Raw genomic sequence first — 20,956 nt, forward strand, 5'->3', positions numbered from 1 at the left:
CCCCCACGCGATCTGCGAAACGAGAAAACCCCCGCCGGAGCGGGGGTTTTGCTTTGCTGGCGCAATAGAGGCCATGTCGAAGAACCCCGGGCACACCTTCACCCCCGATGGTTTGCGCATGATCGCAAAACAGAGGCCCGCGCGCGACGCGACCCCTAAGGCTGTCAGAGAGCGCATCCATCGCATCACCGACCGACTCGGCAAGAAGAAGGTTGAGGCGATGATCCGGCGGTACGAAGAGGGTGAGAGCGCGGCGGCAATCGCCAAAGAGCACGGGATCGCCGCTTCAGCGCTCATCCGACTGCTGAGGGAGCGCAACGTGGTGGTGCGACGGGGCGGCGTCAGCCTGAACCTCGCCCGCACGATGGCGAACGAGTATGAGGCGGGCGCAACCGTGGCAGAGCTTGAAGCGAAGCACCGGCTCTCGCACGGCGCGGTGTTGCGGGCGCTGCACCGGAGGAATGTCACGATGCGAGCGAAGGCGCCACGAAGCAAAGCTCGCAAGCTTCATTGATGCTGCGACTCTCATTAAATAACCGACGCGTAGAGGTCTTCTCAAGCGTGGTTCGCTCAATCATTCAATGAACTTCGTGATATTTCGAACCATCAGGAAGGATGAGGCCTGGCTTCTCCGGAGACTGGCACACTCCATCGACAGGGTCATTCTGTGCGGTTGAGGAACACGGACTAGCATCGACCTTCATTACGTTCTCTTTGACAATCGCACCAGCCACCTGCATGAATGTCCTGACAACTGCGGTGAGTTCAAATAAGGCATACCACCAAATCCAGAAAGAGAAGAAGGCAGAGGAATAGTGAGGCAATGCGTCGATTGGCTCTACTCCGCGTGGAGAAATGGAATATCCTGTGCCATACGCAATCGCGAGAAACGAAACCAGAACTAAACCGATCTGCACCATCGCCGACCAAGCGAAAATGAAAAGCAAGTTCTGAAATGCAGAGTGTTGGGCTCCCTTGGGGATGATCGTTGACCATCGCTGGACTCGCGCGTTGCCTGGAACTCCTAACGCAATGCCTGCCCCTGCGATGGAGGCACCGAAACTTAGCGTTGCGAATAGGATCGCGTAGTTCGCGAGAACTTCGATTTTCATTGAACCCAGCGGAATCTTTGGGGCAATGAGTGCGGTTGCAATCCCAGCCAGCAAGGAGAGCCAGAGTGCCGGATCCTTAAGTAACTGTTTCCGGCGCCCCCAGACCTCGCCGCGCCAGAATCCTCTCGTTTTGCTTCTACCCAATTCTCACCTCCAAAATACCGATTCAGGGCGAACTGCGAATGACGTTACGAGGCTCTATTCATCTGAGATCATTTCAAGAGAGGCCTCCCTGATCGCATCCAGCTCCTCGAAAGCGGACGAACCTCGTTCTATTTCCACTTGCCGCTTTCTCGCATAACGTTCAAGATTGATAGTCTTGTTTCCGGCCTCACCAGGAGCCTGCCCTACTACAATGACGTTCTTGAGCGAAGAAATCTTCTTGCGAGCGAGACCAAGGATGTCCTTGACGATCCCGTTCCCTTTGGCGAGACTCTCACCTCGCGGCGCTGTAAGCTCGACGCGCGCACTCGCCGCACTCGATTCCTCGGCGTATCGGTGGATCTCGTTGCTATCGTCAGACCAATCAAGATTCGGCTGGTTGACCGAAACGGCCACTTTCTTTACAGTCTCGAGGCCGTTCACGGCACTGTCGAACTCTTCCGATGTGACCTGGTTCAAGTCGACGGACAAGCGATTGTAGCCAATGTCACGTCCGAGGGTTTGCAGGTACCGTTCAATGATTGCCGTTGACACGCCAGGGCGTTTCCGCTCGACTGCTACCAATCGGGTGCTGGTGTTGAAGAGAGCCCAAACTGCATTTGCGAACACTCCGCCTTCACGCTCGACCGACTCCTCGCCGCCGGTTTGCTCATTGTAGAAGATGGGTGCGTCATCCTCGTTCCCGGAAATGAAACGCAGAGCTATAACATCCTCGGAAACGGAGCACGCCTCTGTGATAGCAACGACCTGCCCGAGGACTCGTTTGCGGCCCTCCTTCTTGGCGGCGAGGCTTGCGACTCGCGCAATGAAGTCAACATAGTCGATCACGCCCGAAGCGTCTCGACCATGAATAGAATAGGCTGCGACACTTCGCAGCAGGGTACGTTTTTTTACCAAGTTGATTCCAATCTATTGATTCAAGTTTCGTTCATGTCCCATAAGGGCTACCGACCATTCTGGTAGCCGAGTTCCAGATTGCACTTGCTAATGAGGGTCATGGCTGTAATTACAACAATTCAATTCGCGCTTGACGGCACTGAGCGCTCTCGATGCGACTTGTCGCTGCCTCCAGGCGCCCAGGCCTCGTAGTCGGGCCCGTCTGAAGCTGGGGGCGAGACCGGCTTCTGGATGCGCACACTGACGGGGACCGGGAAGTCGACTCCCATCAAGATCGCTTCACCTGGTACAAGACCAGGCAGGAGCTTTGTCGCTGAGTGGTCTAGTTCGGCAGCAGCTTGCTCTACTCGTTGCCGGTCGCGTCCATCAGCAAGCCTGTGAACAATCGTCATCCCAACTTGGCTGAGGACACCAGCCGGGAGATCGCCTGGGCGTTGCGTCGCAAGACACACAGTGAGGCCGTACTTGCGGCCTTCCTTCGCAATTGAGTCAAAGGCGTTCAAATGAGTGCTCGCGAATTCATCCCCAACAGTCACGTCAAAGAATTGATGCGCTTCATCCACGGCGACGACCAGCGGCACGTCTCGAAACCTGTCCATGCGCGCCCACCCAAGAAGCGTTTGCCCGAGAATGTTCACGACAATTTCCCGAAGATGATTGGCAAATGTCAGATTCCTGAGCGAGATCCGCAGCACATGGCTATCTGGATCCGCGACCCAGGATTCCATCTCATGAATAATGTTTGCCACACCAGATGGCGGATCTATGACATCCATAACCTCAGCTGTTTGCAAAAGATCACTGATTCGACTGACCAGCGAGGAGACATAACCAAGCTCATTACCATTCACGCCGCCGAACTCGGATGACTTTGCTCCAAAACCGGTTGGCCAGATACACTCACACTGCACTTGATCAGCTAGTGCCTTGAAGTTGAATCCTGCTTGTGGAGCATTCACAATCGCTCCGTACTTTTGAATCGCGCTATGGAAGGATGCGAGCGGCTTCCCTTCCTTGACCACTGGTGGAGAGTTTCCGATAAAGTCAAGGTGCGCTTGGTCAGGGGCTGCGTCGGAGCGTACAGCTCTCGCAAGACGCAATGTGCGAACTGCTTCGCGTAGCTTCGGTAGTTGTACACCTGCTGACGGATTCAGAAAGGCATTCCGGTCTGACTCACGCATCATGTAGTGCGGAATCCCAACAGGCACCGTCCCATTCGGTTCACCCGCTGTAGACCCAAATGCCAGGTGCCTCGCGCGGTCTTCAAGAGTACGAAACTCACCAGTGGCATCGATGAGGATCATCTTGCCGCCGAGGGAGGCCACGCTTTCTGCGAGATGTCCGAGTGACCAACTCTTGCCAGAACCGGTCGCGCCAACGATAGCGAGGTGCCGCCCAAAGAGTCGAGAGAGCGGTACGTCTACCGACACTGAGTCGTCGACGGAGAGGCGGCCGAGCCGCAGCGTTGAAGTTATCGAGCCGGGCGCTGTTCCAATAACCGACAGGATAGCTTCAGCGCTGGCGGCGAATACTGCGTCGCCGACCTTTGGGTACTTGGCAATGCCGCGTGTTGAAGTGCCGCTGAGCTCGAGTGTGGACAGAAGCTGTATTCGCCCTTCAACCGGGACCTTCCTCGTGGCCTCACCTTGAAGATCTTCCGCGCGACCTGGCGGCGTTCCAACGCGAAGAAGGCGTCCGAACGTGGCGACCCCTCCTACATCGATGAGCACAAACTGGCCAACCTCTCCGCGTCCTAGGTACTCGCCGAAGTGTGCGCGTGGAAGCTTGTTCGCAGCAGAGAAAGTCACGTCTGCGAAGGATCCCTCAACCTGATAGATGTGGCCGATACGACGCTCGGGGCTGAACGGATGAACCTTCATCAAGGCCTCGCACCCCCGGAGAGACTCTGTCCACATGAGCATCCCGCTCCTCCCGAGCGGGCGCCTCGGGCATGACGCGGACGAACTCGTCGAATGTGGTCTCAAGGATTGTCAGACGACGATCTCCCTTCGTGATGAGTTGTTCAATCCAATCCATCGATTTGGCACGCTTAGGGTCACGCGCTCCAAAGGAAACAAAGACTGCGCGCAGTCCGATGTTGCTTCGCAGTGCTGCTTCAATGGGTGCGGAGAGGTGGTCATCGTTAAACCCGAATCCCACGACGATCAGCCCCACGTCAGGCTGACGCAGAGCAATCTGGAATCGGGACATGAATTCAAGATATGGCTGCCGATACGACAGCTGGTACTTGGTTGCCGAAGGGTAGATCAACACTGGTTCGGGCGGCTTTGCGCCACCAAACACCTTCTGCACCCCGCCCTCAACAGCCGTCCAGTCAACCGAGCCATGCAACTTCAAGAGGTGGAAAACGCTCGGGTCAAGCGCCAACGGCTCATTGGGGAGACGGCGAACATAGTCGAGATCGAACGACCCGCCATCGAAGTCACGTCCACCAAACCCAAACCCATCGATGACGTTGAATCTAGTCCGACGAGCCGCTGATTCAAACGCCAGGTCGTAGTTTGTCGTGAAGATCTGTGCCCGCTGGAGCCGTGTCGAGCGCCGCGCTACCTTGCGAAGGAAAAGCTCGTGGCTTCCCAGCTCGGAGTGGTCGTCAATGAAACTGCATTTCGACCAGACGATGTCTTCTGCTTCAGTGATAAACGTCGCCAGATTGGTGTCACTCGGATCCAGCATGGCTCGAGCCTGCGCATCGGAGAGTACATGTTCTAAATTCTTGGCTGCGATTGGCGCAGGAGCCAGATCTCCGCTCACGGTCGCAAACGAAGGGAGCTTCTCGACCTCGTTCCACAGGTCAGCCATGCTCGGGGCGCAAGGTACACCGAGGTCATCGGTGATCCCGAGCGAAGCTCCCGAGCCAGCAAGGACGATCAGAGTTTCCGAGTTCGTGATCAGCGAAAGTTCTTCACGGAGGGACGCTAGGGCCGTTTCCTGTAGTGTCCTCTGGGCATCGTCGTCTTCGGGCAGCGTGTCGTCGATCTCCTGCCACCCATTCGTGTACCCGCCTAACACAGCAAGGCGCTTCTCCATCTCTATACTCCTCTTCGTATTTCCAAGCGCTCCGTTGCGCTGACTGAGCTTTAGATGATTCAGGGTTCGATGACCTCCAGCTGCGGCAAACCCTGCACGATCCTCACCGTCTCAACACTGACAGTGGTCAATCGCTTGATGAGATCAAGGATGTAGCGCGGCTCGTTGTGCTCGTCGCACCAGGCATTCGGATCATTCACAATTCCCGACGCCTTGTCTGTCTTCACCTGATAACGTTCGATAACCCAATCCAGCGCTGAACGGGAGCCCAGCAGATACTCCTGCGCTTCTTCCGGGATCCCCGACAGAGTGATGTCGTCGTTGTAAATGATCGTGCGCTTGTCATCCTGACGGCCGTTCTTCGCGTAGCGCATCTTCGTCACGCGCAATGAGGCTCCTGACGCAGCATTCTCGGTGAGAGGGTACGGCTCAACCGATTCGTAATTGAGATGCAGTTCCGCGAGTGCCCGACCAGCCTTGACGAATTCCTTGAACGCCCTCACCTTCGGGATACGGGGCAGCATCTTCTTCAAGTCGGCGTCGAACTCGGCACGGTACTCGCGGGAGTGCAGCAGCCCGTAAACGTAGTAGAAGATGTCATCTTTCGAGACCTTGCCATAGGCCTCTTGGTAGTCAGTGAGGATCTCGTCGGTGATGTTGTCAAGGCGCTCATACCCTGTGGTGGTGAAGTCAAGCTGATTCTCAGTCTCTTCCTGCTCGAACACGTCGAGCATGCCCGAGTCGGGAAAGAGTGTTGTGGGATCTTGCTCGACTCTGCGATAGGTGAAACGTGGGAAGAACTGGCCACCGCTCCCGGCTCCCGTGACATGGAGGTCAGGGATGCAGTCGAGCATCAGAACTGAGAACGGTACAGCAGACCCCATGCCAACGTAGTAAATTCCAAGATTCGCTGCTCCCTGCTCAGGGAAGAACCTGGGTAGCTGGGAGCGCTCGTGGTTCATCGTGCCATCGAAGTAGACATGCTGCTTTGCAAAGGGACGATACATGCTGATCCACTGCGTGCGGGCCTTCTCGAACTCCGCTTTTCTAGACTTCGCCAGGTGCCCCCGAAGGCTCCGACTCCATTTTACAGCAGTGGTGTCTGCGGTAATAAAGCCGTCTACGGGCGTAGGCTTGCCGGCAACTATCCACCGATCAAGTTCAGCGTTGTAATTTGAGATCAGGCGAGATGCGTTTCCTTCGAGTTCCGTCAGCGAGTAGTTGTAAACCCAGGCGTCTCGACCAGTTTCTAGCCCTCGACCGAACACGTCGAAAACTCTGGTTTCGCGGCTCTTGGCCTTGTCTTTCTCACCGAGGGGCGCGAACTTAGCGAAATCATCGTTGCGCATGTTGAGCCAGTCACCCTCGGGTGAGGGGGTGATCTGCCGCCAAGGGACACCGGCGATCGAACCGAGACTCTGGATCTTCTCGAGCTTCTGCTCCCTGGTGAGGTAGTCGCCGATGTCGTAGTAGTACAGCTGCCCCGGCAGCGTCTGCCTTGGGTTCTTCACGAGGATAGCGATAGCGATTGTTGCTCTGGAACCTCCTCCAAAAACCTTGCCGCCTTCCTGCCGGGACTTCTCCCCAGACGTACGTTGGTTGCCGCGCAAGTTGAAGATGTAGAGATTTGAGAACTCTTCGACGAGCGTCTTACGGAGCCCATCAGCGGTGTTGCCATCGATGTAGCCGCCGTTTGAGACGTAGCCAATGACGCCCTCGTTGCCGATGCGGTCTGAGGCCCACCGGATCGAGCGAATGTAGGAGTCGTAGAGATTGTTCTTGTTGGTCGCGGTCGATCGTTCGGCGTAGGTTGACCGGATGTGTTCGTCCAGGGTCGGGTAGGTGTTGTTTGCGTTGTCGTCATTTCCCGAGGTTTGCCCTTTGGAGTAGGGCGGGTTGCCGATGATCACTCGGATGTCGCGTTTCTTCTGCTCGATCACGCGCTCGTTGTTCTTCTGGAATACCCCGAGATTGTCGAGTTCGTCGTCATCTTCGTGCATCTGGAAAGTGTCCGTGAGGACGATGCCGTCGAACGGGATATACAGGCCACCTTGGAGCGAATGGTAGGTTTCCTCGATGTTGATCGCTGCGACGTAGTAGGCAAGCAGCACGATCTCGTTCGCGTGGAGCTCGTAACGGTACTTCCGGGCAAGGTCATGGGGCTTGATCAGACCGGACTGGAGCAGCCGCACGATGAAGGTGCCCGTTCCGGTGAACGGGTCAAGCACATGGATGCCCTCATCCGAAAGAGTTGCATCGAACTCTTCTTTCAGCACGTCGTTGACGCTGTGAATGATGAAGTCCACGATCTCGTTCGGTGTGTACACGATGCCGAGCTTCTCGCTAGTCTTCGAGAACGCCGTCGAGAAGAACTTTTCGTACAGCTCCTTGACGATGGTCTGCTTCGCGGCCGCGTCATCGATGCCCTGCGCCCTGAGCTGGACACTCGCGTAGAACTCCTCCAGCTTCTCAGTCTCGTTCTCCAGGTTCTCGCCGTCGAGCACCGAGACCATCGCGTTCATGACCTGCGAGACCGGGTTGTTCTGGCTGAACTCGTACCCCTCGAACAGCGCGTTGAATACCGGCTGCGTAATGAGGTGCTGCGAGAGCATCTGCACGGCATCGTCGTGCGAAATTTCAGGGTTGAGGTTAAGGCGCAGTCCTTCGGTGAAGGCCTCGAACTCCTGCGCGATTCGCGGGTTACCACTTGAGATCAACCCGTTGATGCGCTTGGTGTGGGCGCGGGCAATGTCTGCGACGTCCTTGGCCCAGTTCTCCCAGTGCGTGCGGGTACCAACCTTCTGCACGATCTTCGAAAGGATGGCATCGCGCCACGCTTCAATCTTCGAAAAGTCGAGCTGTAGCGACGTGTTTACCTTGTCATTTCCAGAGACTGCTTCGTCCTCATCACGGTCGCCGCTACCGCCGACCCCGATCAGGTCAATCTTGAGTCGGTCGGTCTTCTTGGTGAGATCAATCTTGTTGACCTCCGCATCGAAGCGTTCATCGTGCGCCCTGAGCGCTTGAAGTACCTGCCAAACCACCCGGTACTTCTCGTTATTGTTGAGCGCCTGCTCCGGTGACACGTCGCTCGGGACGGCGATCGGGAGGATAACGTAGCCGTACTTCTTGCCGACCATCTTGCGCATGACGCGTCCGACCGACTGCACCACGTCGACCACGGACTTGCGCGGGTTCATGAACATCACGGCGTCGAGCGCCGGAACATCGACCCCCTCGGAGAGACACTTCGCGTTCGAGAGAATACGTACCGTGTTCTCGGGGCTGGCTTCCTTCAGCCAGTCGATCTTGCCATTGCGCACGAGCATCGACTGGGTGCCATCGACGTGGTCTGCTTCGGCGTGAAGTAGTCGGGAGGTGTCCTCTCCGGCTGCTTCAAGGCGCTCGATCTCTCCTTCGACCACTTGTTGGAATGCGTTCGAGAGCTTCTTTGACGTGGCAATGTTCTGCGCGAACATCACCGCTCGTTGCATCGGAGCGGGATCTTCGTCATACTCGTCGGGATTGACGGATCGCTTAGATAGCCCGTTCCATGTGCCGACGATCTTCGCAGTGTCCTCCATCTTGAGTTCGTAGCCGTCGCTCGACATCAAAGACTGGAACTCGCGGCTCACGAAGCCTTCGTCAACGGCAAGTACGAGTACCTTGTAGTCGGTAAGACGCCCCATACTTACGGCCTGCCCGAAGCCGAGCCGATGGAACTCTGGGCCATACACCGACTCGTCATCCATGTCCGCAAGCTTTGCGCCGACCTCGCCGGCCTTCTTGCGCGTGCCGTCCGAGAAGATGCGCGGCGTTGCGGTCATGTAGATACGCTTCTTGCCTTGCACAAAGCTTTGGTTGTGTATCTTCATGAAGGCCGACTCGTCTTCATCGGTGAGCGCAGCACCGGTAGTCCGGTGTGCTTCATCACAGATGATCAGATCGAACTGCGGTAGTCCTTGTTCCTGAGCCTTCGAAATCACTGCGAGCGACTGATAGGTCGAGAAAATCACGGTCAGCTTCTCGGAGGCATCACCTTGACTCAGTTGCTTTATGAGCGCCGAAGCGTTTGTCGTTGCAGGGAAGGCGAGATCACGAACGGGGATGTCTTCCTCCGTGCGTCGTTTGCCAACGGAGACGTCGGAGCACACCGCAAACGAGCGCAGCGGTACCTCAGCCTGAATCGTCCACTCCTTGAGCGTTTGAGAAAGCAACGCAATCGAGGGAACAAGAAACAATACCGTGCCCCCGAGCGGGGCCGTGCGCTCCGCCAGCCGCAGTGAAGTGTACGTCTTGCCAGTGCCACACGCCATGATGAGTTTGCCACGATCGTGCGCCGCGAAGCCGCCAATCACGTCTGAGATCGCGGCCTCCTGGTATGGGAACGGCTTCTTCTTCTCATGACGGATCAAGTTTCTCGGTTCGTCCCACACGAACTGAGACCAGTCGATGCTGGACTCGTCAAGATCCTGTACCCGCAGACGCTCGACAGGGATGGACTGGCCGGTGATCGCGTCCTCGGCGTTCTTGCCCCAGAGATCCGAAGTTGAGATCACGAGACGGGATGCGAACTCGGGTGAGCCATCTTCGTTCATCTTGCCCGATGCGGAGAGAAACGAATCGAGCATGCCCTTCGTCACCGTGGTGGTCGGCGAGAAGAACTTGCACTGGATAGCCGTCAGCTCGCCGGTGTCGCGGTTTCGGGCGACCAGGTCGACACCAGTGTCAGTACGAGTGCCCTTGCTCGGGTACTCCTCCCAACCCCAGACCTCGTCGTACAGCTCTGCATACTGCGGCTCGGTCTTGAGGAACGCCTGCATCAGCAGTTCGAAGTGAGTGCCCTTATCCCTCTGGTCGAAGGAGACCTTGCGGTACTGCTCAAGGACGTCGTGAATGCTGCTGACCTGGACGTCGGGCATTGTTGGATCTCGCTTCTCGGAATGGGCGGGCACATCTCGCTCTTCCAAAGGTACCGAGCACCGCTGACATCCGCACAACGGCAAGCCGCACAGCAGAGGAACGGCACCATCACAGCGGCATCAAAGGTGTCGACTACCGTAGGTGCTCGAACGGATCCACCACGGAATGCAGCCCACAGACCCAGCAAATGAACGCAACTCGCAGCGTGCCATCACCAGCATGCATCGGCTCCGGTTCGCAGTCAGCGCCGCAGGTTGAGCAGGTGCGGTAGCTCTGATCTTCCGAAAGCGGGCGAATATCCATGTCGATACCGTAACTCCATCCCCAGACCGAGGACTACCGCTCATCCGGCCCATACGGACTCCACCCGCCGAGGTAGGGCTTCAAGTCCTCGGACTTCGGCTTCTGAATGTCCGGCACCAGCAACTCAGGTGAGGCGAGCGGGTCGAGCAGTTTCATCGAGGCTTCAATCTCGGACAGGAAGCCGTTCGCGGTGAACCGCTGCTCAGAGGGCAGCGACTCGGCGGCTGTTCCTGCACGGGCCAGGAAATCCCGGTAGGTGCGGAGCCGTTCGTCTTGTTCGGCGAGGGCGACGAAGTACTTCCAGCGTTCAGCGGCGTAATAATCGACCTTGGCATTGGCCATCGCGGCTTCCCAGTTCCGCTGCCGACGCTCCTTGGCGAGTACCTTCAGTCGCTCGTGCTCAGCTTGTTCGAGCATCCAGGTATCGAACCGAACGAACACCTCTGGCAGCTTCTCCTCGAGCAGGGTGCCGCGCGCATCGCGGAGATGCGTTTCACCGTAACTGCTGAGCGAAGTACCTTGCCCAAGCTGTAGACGGCCGGTGCTCACGAACTCCCGGTTGCGCCGCCTCACCCAGATGGGAAAGCGACGCTGCTGCTGGTCCCAAGTCAACCCCAGGTCACTGAACTTACTCCCGCCCGAACCCGCAACCTCTTTGATCTCCACTCCGTACAGCCCGTACTCCGTCTCAATCCAGAGGTTGCCGTGCTCGACGCTGTTCGCCGTGCGGTAGTCGCTCTTCGGTTTCTTCGAGTGCGGAATCACTGTGTAGCCGCGCCGCTGAGCTTCACTGATGATGGCTTGCAGAATGCGAGCTGCCCTCGGCACGTGTTCCTTTGTGACGTATTGCCAGTCTTTGTCTGCCAGGAATTCCTTGACTGCCGGGTGGTACCTGGCGACGCGCTCGGGCACGGGAATGGGCTGCTCGGCCACGAAGTCGCGGAAGTAGAAGTCGAAGGACACGACTTCTTCGCCGTTCCAGTAGTTGCCTACGCGGTGGGTGGTGAGCTTCCGACCGAACGGGCGGTTTGATGCCTTGAGTGACGCCCCAATGATGCGCGGCAACTTTCGGGGGCCAAGATCGAGTTCTTCGACCGGCACCTGCTGATCCTTCGCAGCGAGCACCCTCGTGATGAGCTGCTCGGCTTCGGCGACGTCGCGGGCTGCGAGCGTAGCAGCGGACGGCTTGCTCGGCGCCTTACGAGGCTTCGAGTTCGGCAGCGCAGGCTTCGCTGACGCTTGAACCTCACGCGCCGCGACCGTGCGCGCCTTGTCCTCTCTTTCGGTGGCATCCTGCGGTACCGCGGCGGGCCAGACTCGTCCTCGCTCTGTAAGCTCCGCTTTCCAGTTCTTGCCGTGGCCAGACACTCGGACAAGGCCTCGCGAGTGGAGAGCCCGAGCCGAGACGCGGTGTGTATAGTTGTCGTCCGGGTAGACGCCGTCAGGACAGTCCGCTCTGATCCATTCCAGCACCTTGATCTGCGCATCGTTGAGTTCGATCACGCTAGGAAGTTCCTCATTCACGACATCTCCCGTCGAAGTCGAGACAGAACCCATTGAACCGTCTTACTCTGAGCCTACGAGCGGACATCGGTCATCCCAAGAGGAATAGGAACTGTCATGGCACTCACGGAGCAACAGAAAGCTGAGCGCGCTGCGAAACGCAATATGAAGAATGCCCTCGCTGCCGAAGAACATGCACACCGCCAGGAAGCTCACCGTCAGGAGTGGCAGGAAAAGCGGATGTATCTCACCAGAGAACAGGCTGCTGCTCGCGAACTATGCCGCGGTTGCGGATTGCCGATCATGGACGGGCTTGGAGATTGGCCGCCGCTGATGCAGCTCTCAGACGAAGAACGGCTTGAGCATGATGCAGCGGAAGGCCGGTTCAAGGAGTTGCATCCAGATTGCGGGTCTCATCGGTGGAGCATCTCTGGGTCGCACACAATGCACTGTGGCCTGTGCTGCCCTCCGCTCCCGATTCCACCCGAGTACCTCGAGAGAGTTAGGCGGATCCTCGCGAGCGCAAACCCGCGCGAGGAAGAACTCGACATTTGGGAGCGGACGCTGACGTGCGGCCACCTGGTGCAGCAGAGCGTACATCACACGAACTCGGGGCCGAGCTTCTCGACGCAGCGCTGCGATGAATGTGGAATCACACGAGGAGTGGTGTCTTCCGTGAAGATCGTCGAAGCTTCAGAGCGCAAGAAGCAAGCCGAGCGAGAACGGGAGAATCAGATCGTTCGCGCTGAAGGTGATCTGGCCAAGGCGGAGAAGGCCGCAAAAGAAGCGCGGCGCAAACTTGATGCCCTCCGCTCTGAGGGGGTGGACTCGTAGGTAGGCGCAGGCGACCGCTCGTCCGAGCGACCACTACGATGCTGCGGGCTCAAGAGCAACTACCACGACGACACATTTCGAGGTGGATAAGAATGTCGGAAGTGCACGGCAGAGCAGTGACCATGACACAACTCGCATTCATGACCTACTCAGACTGGGCAAAGCAAGGAAACGGCATGGCCGAGAGCGGCCAGCGCATCCAGGAGTGGATCGGCGACACCTCCGCCTATCTCTTCTGCGCCGAGAAGGAAGCCCACTACTCGCCGAACAGTCATCGCCAAGAGCGTGACCTCTTCGCCTCGATTCAGAATCCGAACATCAAATCGTTCAAGGCAGCCTTCGGCAACCTCCACGAGGTTCAAGGCAAGTCTGTCGACGTGGCGCTCGTCGCACTCATTCCGTTCAAGGAGCCGGAGTTTGAAGCGATCCGGCGAGCGATCGTCGACCAGACCTTCCCAAAGATCGTGATCATCATCACGCATGAAGGCGAGATGAGCCGCTCGATTCTTCGCGGCTTCGGAGCAGTGAATCTTGAAACCGGTGAGCACGATGCGCTTCCAGATCCGCTACTGATTGAGGCTGCCAAGACAATGGTCAACGAGGAATATAACGGGCTTGGGAGTGGCAATGGCAAGGACGCAGTCCTCAGCTTGATTCACGCGTTCCGCCAGGCCGGCTATCCCACCAACAAGGAGCTCTGGCTCGCAGCCTACTTCGCAGCAGGCGGGAAGACTCGTCACGCCGAAACCGTGGCAAAGTTCATCGACGAGATTAACAAGGGCACCCGGCACCGGTTCCAGAATCGCTTCCGGCCGAACATCGTTGAGATTCTGAAAGAGCGAGTGGAGCCTGAAACCAACAAGGACGTCACTCAACGATCCGAAGTCACTGCATCGTCACACTCCAGAGACTGGTGAGCGTGACAGAAATTCCGCAAAGTGAAGGCGGCAGCCGACCCGAGCGTGTACCGGATGGCACTGCAAGCTCAGGTGGGACTGCCGCTGAATAATTGGGCACGAGGAGACGGCTGCCTGGCAGCGCGAGTAGGCGGTTTGGCACTGGAACCGCTGCTGCCTCCGAGGACGGCTGCGATGGCTTGACGTTTGGTCTCTGCTTCGCACTCGATCTCATCCCGCACCTGCTCGGCAAGCCTGAGCGCTGCGGGGTCAGGCGAGCATCGTTCAACCCAGTGTTCGAGCGCCAGCCGAGTCTCCTCCGTCACGCTGTGCTCGTTGAGCTGGGCAAGAACTTCGAGCTGCGCCCGAGTGTCCTCGTTGGTGCGGACTGAGAGTACTTTGTAGGCGGCTCCGTGGTTATTCGTGTTCTCGCTCATGGCGAGTCACCTCCTTCATGCGTGCGGCCCGCGATCATCGAATGGATCACGTCGTAGCCGCAGAACCGGAACGAGGTCTCCCGAGTATGCGCCCATTAGTCGGAGAGTCAATCCGCCGTTCGATGGTGATGTAAAAACTACTTCGGAAAGCCCGTCGACCCTTTCGCGCTGGAGGTCATGGTCAGCGGGTGGCAGGAACCCCTTAATGCCCGACAATACCCAAAACTCCAACAGCAATAACTGTCCGCTTCAGTGTTGAGGTGCGAAATTGCTGCGCTGATGAGTTCCCGCAAGGCCGCATACACAAAACCAAAGGCACCTCCGGCTCAGCGACAATGCGACGTCGATTCTTGGTACTAAAATCTGACAACGTCGCCCGCCTCGAGGAGCCACCTCATCTACTTGACCCTGGATATGCGTACCCCAATGATTCGCATTCCTGGGTGGCGCTTAGCGTCGACGAACAGGCATGGGGGGTTATCCCTCGAGAGCGCGCTCCGTCTGCCCGATGCGCTCGGCAAGCTCTTTGTGGAACTTCGCTAAGCGCGCGGGCGTGCCAGTTGCGGGATGCTCGGGAGAAGCTCTTCAACTGGCACCTCGAGCACCTGACAGATCGCAAGGAGCGTTGCGAGGCGCGGGTTTGTCGGCTGTCCGTTCGTGCCTGTGCCTCGTTCATAGAGCTGGTAAGAGTACAGCGCGATCTCCGCGTACTCGGCAACCTGTTCTTGGGTAAGGCGCAATTCAGAACGGCGACGCCGGAGGGCTAGACCGAGTTCCCGCGCAAAGCTCCCCCAAGTCTCGCCCGTACCCCCGACATCATCCACCCCACAAGGGAACTACCAATAAGAGTTGGCTAGAACCAATAAGAATTGGTAAAGTTCGAGCGGGTAGTGTCCCCAAGGGCACATTGCCCGAAATTCACGACCGTTCTGGGGGGGCGACCCCCAGCGAGTATGAGGATCTCAATGCGCGATATCCACCCTTTTGCAACCTCGACGTTTCACCGGAAACTAGTCCTGGGCACGGCCACCGTTGTCAGCGCACTCCTCTTCAGTCTCGCGGGGTGCGCTTCGCCAGCCCCTGAACCAGCAGAGCCAGAGACACCAAAGGCCCCCGTCTTCTATCCGGTCCCAGAAGGTTGCCCAAGTGCAGAAGATCTGGGCGAGGCATACATGCAAGATCCCGAGTGGGCTGAAGCATTGGACGTCAACTTGCTACAGGGAGAGCTCTCGACGCCCCTTCCTGACGGAGGTTGCGGCTATGCCGCGCGCAAAACAGGCAGCGCGAGCAACTCGGACCATACTTACCGAAGTGTAAACGTGTTCTATTTCCGCCTCGGCGAAGAGGGCCGAATCACCGAGGAGCAAATTGAAGAGTGGGGAAAGAATGCCGGAGGCGTGCTTCACGAGGAAGTAGACGACACCACAGATCCACCAACAAGCAGGGTATGGGACAACTTCCTCGACCTCCCTCAATCAATCAGCGGATGGAGCGGAGGCGAACTGTCATGGGTCGATGGCGAGAACGCTCAAATGTTCTTCGAGCTTGAAGACGGAACCAGAGCGATCCCCGAATACACCCAACTCGCCACGGCAAGAATTAAGCTTCCCCTCGACAGCGAGCTCGTGGCCACCATCGTGGCACAGGGAGCCAACACCACGCCTGGAGCGGTTCCAGAACCAACTCAAGCGCTCTCCAAGGGACTATCGGCAACGTTCAGCAATAGCTTCTCCATCACAGATGAAGCGGGCTACACCGGAACCGTCGAATTCTCCGGAAAGCTGCAGCCGTGGACATCCGATGTAACGGATGCGCCTCCCGGGCAGTTCGAAGCACTCTCAAAAGCCTCCACGCAGGGTGTGTACACAAACACGACGCCGGAGCGACGTTCAAAGCTTCCTGGCATGCGGGTGTGGGCGCTATATCCGGTTAAGTCGGCTGGATGCACGGGAGGTAGTGGAATCTCGGTCGAGGGTGATGACTGGGCGAGTTCGTCATATTGCATTCTCTCGCTCGGTGGTACCTCTGATACGGATCTTGAGCCTGGCGCTGTGCACACTCCCGAGAAGCGCACCGCGGACCTCAAACTGGGGCCGTTCGATGAGAACGGTGATGCGCTCGCTGTGCTCAATATGCCCTCATCGATATATGTAGCGTTTGGCGGCTCAGGGCAAGGTTCTACGAATGTCGATTGGACGGGTGACAAGGGGTGCCTAGTCCATACGCAGAACGGTGCGCAGTGGCTTGTTGTCATGGACGGCTGGCCAGAGGTGCTTTGCAACTGACTTGAGGTGTTGTAATAACCACTACGCTGAAAGCCTTGAACGAATCGCGCCTTTGACTCATAATCAACGGCAAACATTCATAAGCAGGAACAGCAGAGGTGACAGGGCGACAAGAAGAGTTCAAGCAGAGAGCAGGCTTCACCATCGTGGAGCTCCTTATCGTGGTGGTCGTCATCGCCATCCTCGCCGCAATTACCGTGGTGGTGTATAACGGCATCACTGATCAAGCTAAAGAGGCTGCTCTCAAGTCAGACCTCACTACTGCCGCCAAGAAGCTAAATCTCGAGAAGGTCGAAACCGGTTCCTTCCCAGACACCTACTCAGCTACTGGCCTTACTTACAGCGGCGGAGGTAACGCCTTCTGCGTCACCGGGTCCGCCAGCGGCAAAAACTTCCGGGTCAAAGAAACAGGCGCGGTAGAAGAAGGTAACTGCTCACTTCCAATAGCTACGACTATGCAGACCTTTACCTCAGCGCACTGCTCGGCGCTCGCTACGTTCACGGGCAGCAATAGCAGTGCTGTCGTCAGCTTGACTGATTCTCGCGGCGGCACCACCCGCACTTACGAAGTCGCCAAGCTTGCCGACGGCAAGTGCTGGATGCTGACGATTCTCAAACTTGGCAGCACAGCAGGGCCCCTTGTCCTAACTCCAGCCGACAGTGATGTGTCGAGCAACTTTACATTGCCTCAGCTGAGGATAGGCGAAGGTGAGAATGCGGAATACGACACACCACGTGCCTACGGTCCTGTTCCTGGCGACACCGGAAGCGGAGCGGCCAACTATGGCTATTTGTACAACTGGAGCGCTGCCACCGCTGGTGCCACCCGCACCAGCAACCCAGTAAACAGTGGTAACGCTCAGAACTCCATCTGTGCCAAAGGCTGGCAACTGCCCAGTGGCGGAGCCTGGAATGATCCAAACAATGAATTCTCTCAGCTCAATGCCAAGATGGCTGGCCTTACTGGTGTGACCGATGCAGGCTACACCAGCAGTAACTACTCTTCCGCTACCAACGCCGCACACTGGAGCTTTACTGGCCCATTCAAGGGTGTCTTTGCTGGCCGCTGGTGGGACAACTTAGGTGGTCAGGGTACTAGTGGGGAGGTCTGGTCGCGGTCTACCTCTGGCCCCGCCTATAACTCCAACTACGCCCAGAGCGCGTTCTTTGGTGCTAACTACGTCAACCCGGGCAATGGCATGCTCCGAGCTTACGGCTTTGGCGTTCGCTGCCTCATAGATTAGCCATCTCCTTGTAAACAACGAGGACCGCCATTATTCAAGCTTCGTCAAAGCTCTGTCCACGAACGAGTGGAATCCTTAGCAGCGTCAATGTCGGTGGCCTATGGGAGCCTGCTGCTATGGAGGAAATCCCACCTTTTGACATCGACTCGTCGTCGCCAGTAATACGAGATCTGCAAGCGGTTCCGCGTGTGCCGACCGAGGCGATGCTAGCGTCTCCGGTGCACGTTGCAATTGCTACGTACGCTCAACCAAGAACAGACCTTCCAAGCGGCCGATTCATCGGATGGGCGATCATCGTGGCGGCAGAAGAAGAGGACGTTCAGATCCACCTTGGTCGTACTGCGGGTACCGAACCAGCGGCGCTGATCGCCGCTGAACTCGAATGCGCACTCTCTGACGTGCAGGGGCCAGTCTGGGTGACCGTCCCCAAGGAACGGCGTGGTCTCGCTGCAACGCTGCGACGATCAGGATACGTCGTGACTGCCGGCCTGGGCCGTGGCAGTCGAGCAGAACCCGAACTCCGCGAACAGATCGCGGCGCAGTCCCGACTGCTCCTCATTGAAGCAACAAAAGCCGACGCGGTAGGCCCGAGCAGTCGAGTGAAGAAGGTGGGACTCCCGGAGCCTTCTGACCAGGTGTACTGGTTGCCGTCAGAGCGACGGATTGTCGACCATGCAGGCCTTGATGTTCTCCATATCGCCGCGGATGCGTCGTTGGAAAGTGTGGCGTACAGCCGTTTGTATGCGGCCTGCGCGGTGAGTGATCGGGGTGACTGCATCCTTACGGCCGAGTTTACGCAGGGTCATTCTGGCGAGGTTGAATTTATCGCTCTCCTCCAAGCTCTTGAGATAGTGGCGGGAACGGCCCCGCAGACGGCAGTGATCTCAAGCGATAGCAAGCATGCGCTGGAGATCATTCGCTGGCTCACTCACGGCGCGTATCACAAGGCACTCCTCGGTGGCGGTCGCGTGCTCAGCGAGGAGTATTGCACCCGGTTCCGTGACGTGTGGCGGAGAGCACGTGCCCGAACCGAGGTGACGTTTCAGCACGTCCTGGGCCATGCCAGTCACCCACTGAACGAAGCGGCAGATTCGATTGCGCGTTTCGCTCGACGGGCTGCGACGAGACCGGCTCGAGAGGGTGAGCACGCATTGTCCGAACACCTCGAGAAGGCTCTGGGAGTGCTCGGCGCATCGAGAGGTTCGTGAGCACGCATGTAATCCTGAAGTGTCAACCAACCCATGCGGGCTAGCTTCGGGTAAGAGAATCGGCAGCCTGCCCAGAGGACGGCCGTAAGGCCATCGACTCTGGGCATGACTGCCGTGTGCATGTTCAGGCTTCGAAAGCAGCCTGCTTGGGCGAGCGGGTGCTCTTGGCGCGTTTGCCACCGAGCACCGCCGCAATAGCGTTTCGCTTAGTCTCGGCTTCGCGCTCGATCTCGTCACGTACCTGCTCGGCACGCTTGAGCACCGCAGGGTCGGACTTGGACTTCTCGACCCAGTGCTCCAGCGCGAGCCGCGTCTCTTCTGTGACGCTGCGCTCGTTGAGCTGGGCAAGGACTTCGAGCTGTGCTCGGGTGTCCTCGCTGGTGCGGACGGTGAGTACCTTGTAGGCAGCCCCCTGCCCGTTAATGTTCTCGCTCATGGCGAGCACCTCCTTCATGCGTGCGGCCCACGATCCGGGTGGATCATGTCGTAGCCGCAGAGCAGGAACGAGGTCTCTTGAGTATGACTCAGCGGGTGAGGGAGTCAATATTCGGTTCGGGACGTTGTAAAAACTACGACACCGGAACACTTGAACGAATCGTGCTTATGGCTCATAGTCAGACGGTGAAATATGAGGGCAGGAACTACACAACAGGGCAGCATGGTGATGGTGAACAGGCGAGGGTTCACGATCGTTGAGCTTCTGATTGTGGTCGTGGTTATTGCTGTCCTCGCAGCGATCACCATCGTGGCCTACAACGGCATCCAGAAGCGCGCAGGCACCGCCACCTACGCTGCGGCTGTTGACGGGCTGGAGAAGCAGATTCGCCTGGCGATCACGAGCGGCGCGCTTTCGAGCGACACGACCTTTTATCAAACCTGCCTTGGCGAAGCAAATGACTATCCAGCGACGGGCAACTTCCCGGCTGGGTCTTGCCTTAATATGACGTCATCTCCGTCTTCGGGAGTCACATTGGACATCTCAAAGGTGGACATGTTGCGGTCGGCGGGGGTGACGATTCCGAGCGGCCTCCCGATGTATGAAGGCAACGCGATGGGCGACCAGTCAATCTGGACAAGAGGAATCTTCCTCCAGCATGTCAACACTTCTCAGCTAGATCAGGTCGTTCTTGTTTGGTTCCCAGCGGATACCTCCACTTGCGGGCGAGGAGTAAATAGCGCCGAAGCCTCTATCCAACAGGTAAAAGCTAATCCGCAGCTCCTCGCCGATGTCGAGGCGCAGCTTGGCCCTGATTGGGAGAATATCTACCGTTCACTGACTGGAGGTGGCGCGTGCCAGGTGGTAATCAATATCAATTAGTGGCCCGCAGCCTGCTCGGGTGGGCGGAGGGGTCTCCGCGAACGTACGCAGGCATGAGTGTCGGTAGTTCGCTATAGCCTACTGCGATGTCCACCACGATCGACATCTACCCCACGAAGCCCGACCTTCCCCTGGTCGAGGGAACCCGGCAACGCACCGAGGAACTCTTCCAGCAGTTACTCGACCGGCACGGCATCGACTCGAAGATCACCGTTCGGGCCACGACGCGAGCGCCAGAAGCCAAGCGGTACAAAGTTCCGATCACCGCAGATCTCCACTGGTCTCCCGGCCTCGCCGTCTGTTTCTCGTACTACCTGAACGGCGTGTGGGACTCCGACTCCTGGCCGAGCTGCGACGCACGAGACCCAGAGGACTACGTACAAGCCGGAGATCTCGAGCACACAGACAAGAAGTTCTTGGGGCGCTGCTGGTTCGTCGAAGAGTTCGAGACCGTCCTCTCTGACGAGACTCTCCGGAGGATGGAAGCAATCGAGCACACCTTCTCGGAGTACCGGAACTTCGGCGGGCCTGCCGTTGCATCGACCGGGTACGGCCTCGTCGCCGCCGCGTTCGCGGAGGCCACGGACGGCATCATCATCTCAATGGACTGCGCGTTCGATGACGATCACAACGCCGAAGACGCGGCAACCTTCCTTGAATGGTGGGGTGACCGCCAGATTGGTTTCTACGGCTCGGATTGGTTCCTACGCTCCCGAAAACAGTAATGGCTCCCTGTCGCACGAGCAATGCGTGGTGCGACAGGGAGCCATTTGGCTACTCGCC

General features: G+C 57.9%; 17 protein-coding genes. 8 read left to right on the top strand and 9 right to left on the bottom strand.

The genetic code is table 11. The features are described from left to right. The first annotated feature begins 73 nt into the window (after window positions 1-73). Window positions 74-514 carry a hypothetical protein gene (locus AB3K78_RS09080; RefSeq protein ID WP_416442549.1) on the top strand — a complete coding sequence of 147 codons (441 nt, stop codon included), beginning with the start codon at window positions 74-76 and terminating at the stop codon, window positions 512-514. A 64-nt stretch (window positions 515-578) separates the two neighbouring features. On the opposite strand, the gene AB3K78_RS09085 is transcribed toward AB3K78_RS09080, so the two are convergent. The 6 genes from AB3K78_RS09085 to AB3K78_RS09110 form a co-directional block, all read right to left on the bottom strand. Further along, a complete protein-coding gene (locus tag AB3K78_RS09085) occupies window positions 579-1,112 on the bottom strand; it encodes a hypothetical protein (protein ID WP_416442551.1) in 534 nt (177 codons plus the stop codon). A 198-nt stretch (window positions 1,113-1,310) separates the two neighbouring features. Further along, window positions 1,311-2,102, bottom strand: coding sequence for a hypothetical protein (locus AB3K78_RS09090; protein WP_416442553.1), 792 nt, complete (start codon window positions 2,100-2,102; stop codon window positions 1,311-1,313). Window positions 2,103-2,290: 188 nt separating this feature from the next. Next, complete coding sequence (locus AB3K78_RS09095; RefSeq protein WP_416442555.1) at window positions 2,291-4,051, bottom strand: ATP-binding protein; 1,761 nt, start codon at window positions 4,049-4,051, stop codon at window positions 2,291-2,293. Further along, on the bottom strand, window positions 3,996-5,222 hold the full coding sequence (locus AB3K78_RS09100; RefSeq protein ID WP_416442557.1) for an SIR2 family protein: 1,227 nt from the start codon (window positions 5,220-5,222) through the stop codon (window positions 3,996-3,998). Before AB3K78_RS09100 ends, AB3K78_RS09095 begins: the two co-directional genes overlap by 56 nt. Window positions 5,223-5,281: 59 nt before the next feature. After that, on the bottom strand, window positions 5,282-10,144 hold the full coding sequence (locus AB3K78_RS09105; protein ID WP_416442559.1) for a DEAD/DEAH box helicase: 4,863 nt from the start codon (window positions 10,142-10,144) through the stop codon (window positions 5,282-5,284). 337 nt (window positions 10,145-10,481) lie between these two features. Then, complete coding sequence (locus AB3K78_RS09110; RefSeq protein WP_416442561.1) at window positions 10,482-11,951, bottom strand: hypothetical protein; 1,470 nt, start codon at window positions 11,949-11,951, stop codon at window positions 10,482-10,484. A gap of 117 nt (window positions 11,952-12,068) precedes the next feature. On the opposite strand from AB3K78_RS09110, the gene AB3K78_RS09115 reads away from it, so the two are divergent. Continuing rightward, window positions 12,069-12,785: a hypothetical protein gene (locus AB3K78_RS09115; protein ID WP_416442563.1), complete on the top strand. Its 717-nt coding sequence runs from the start codon at window positions 12,069-12,071 to the stop codon at window positions 12,783-12,785. A gap of 140 nt (window positions 12,786-12,925) precedes the next feature. Continuing rightward, on the top strand, window positions 12,926-13,702 hold the full coding sequence (locus tag AB3K78_RS09120) for a hypothetical protein (RefSeq protein ID WP_416442565.1): 777 nt from the start codon (window positions 12,926-12,928) through the stop codon (window positions 13,700-13,702). Window positions 13,703-13,770: 68 nt separating this feature from the next. Here AB3K78_RS09120 and AB3K78_RS09125 read toward each other — a convergent pair whose 3' ends face one another. Together AB3K78_RS09125 and AB3K78_RS09130 are read right to left on the bottom strand one after the other, a co-directional pair. Next, window positions 13,771-14,118 (bottom strand): hypothetical protein, encoded by a 348-nt coding sequence (locus AB3K78_RS09125; protein WP_416442567.1) that lies wholly within the window; start codon window positions 14,116-14,118, stop codon window positions 13,771-13,773. 539 nt (window positions 14,119-14,657) lie between these two features. Beyond that, entirely contained in the window at window positions 14,658-14,942 is a 285-nt protein-coding gene (locus AB3K78_RS09130) for a helix-turn-helix domain-containing protein (protein WP_416442569.1), read from the bottom strand. A 348-nt stretch (window positions 14,943-15,290) separates the two neighbouring features. On the opposite strand from AB3K78_RS09130, the gene AB3K78_RS09135 reads away from it, so the two are divergent. The 3 genes from AB3K78_RS09135 (at window position 15,291) to AB3K78_RS09145 (ending at window position 18,855) form a co-directional block, all read left to right on the top strand. Then, window positions 15,291-16,403 carry a hypothetical protein gene (locus tag AB3K78_RS09135; protein WP_416442571.1) on the top strand — a complete coding sequence of 371 codons (1,113 nt, stop codon included), beginning with the start codon at window positions 15,291-15,293 and terminating at the stop codon, window positions 16,401-16,403. A 98-nt stretch (window positions 16,404-16,501) separates the two neighbouring features. Then, window positions 16,502-17,647, top strand: coding sequence for a prepilin-type N-terminal cleavage/methylation domain-containing protein (locus tag AB3K78_RS09140; RefSeq protein WP_416442573.1), 1,146 nt, complete (start codon window positions 16,502-16,504; stop codon window positions 17,645-17,647). Between the two features lie 296 nt (window positions 17,648-17,943). Next, a complete protein-coding gene (locus AB3K78_RS09145) occupies window positions 17,944-18,855 on the top strand; it encodes a ribonuclease HI (RefSeq protein WP_416442575.1) in 912 nt (303 codons plus the stop codon). A 124-nt stretch (window positions 18,856-18,979) separates the two neighbouring features. On the opposite strand, the gene AB3K78_RS09150 is transcribed toward AB3K78_RS09145, so the two are convergent. Further along, window positions 18,980-19,291, bottom strand: a complete 312-nt coding sequence (locus AB3K78_RS09150; protein WP_416442577.1) for a hypothetical protein — start codon at window positions 19,289-19,291, stop codon at window positions 18,980-18,982. 222 nt (window positions 19,292-19,513) lie between these two features. Between AB3K78_RS09150 and AB3K78_RS09155 the strand changes: the two genes are divergently transcribed. Continuing rightward, complete coding sequence (locus AB3K78_RS09155) at window positions 19,514-20,173, top strand: prepilin-type N-terminal cleavage/methylation domain-containing protein (protein ID WP_416442579.1); 660 nt, start codon at window positions 19,514-19,516, stop codon at window positions 20,171-20,173. Between the two features lie 86 nt (window positions 20,174-20,259). After that, complete coding sequence (locus AB3K78_RS09160) at window positions 20,260-20,898, top strand: hypothetical protein (RefSeq protein WP_416442581.1); 639 nt, start codon at window positions 20,260-20,262, stop codon at window positions 20,896-20,898. Window positions 20,899-20,956 lie beyond the last annotated feature (58 nt).

Source organism: Leucobacter sp. HNU, from assembly GCF_047946755.1.
In the GTDB taxonomy this organism is placed as follows: domain Bacteria; phylum Actinomycetota; class Actinomycetes; order Actinomycetales; family Microbacteriaceae; genus Leucobacter.